Annotated in this window: 1 pseudogene; it reads left to right on the plus strand. The window is 65.0% G+C overall.

Annotation, left to right across the window (positions count from 1 at the left end):
- A pseudogene (locus E4K09_RS29100) lies at positions 1-223 on the plus strand (invasion associated locus B family protein); the annotation flags it as partial.

Raw genomic sequence — 223 nt, forward strand, 5'->3', positions numbered from 1 at the left:
CGTGAGTTCCTATGGCGACTGGGGCGTCTACACGGCCCAGACCGGGCGATCGAAGATCTGCTATGCGCTCAGCCAGCCCCAGGAACGCCTGCCGAAAAACCTGAATCGCGAGCCCGCGTATCTCTTCGTGTCCTTCCGTCCGGCCGAGAACGTGAAGAACGAGGTCGCCCTCGTGCTGGGCTTCACGGCCAAGGAGAACGGCCTGGCTTCGGCGGCCGTCGGC

Origin of the sequence: Microvirga pakistanensis (genome assembly GCF_004458765.1) — a bacterium.
Classification (GTDB): Bacteria; Pseudomonadota; Alphaproteobacteria; order Rhizobiales; family Beijerinckiaceae; genus Microvirga; species Microvirga pakistanensis.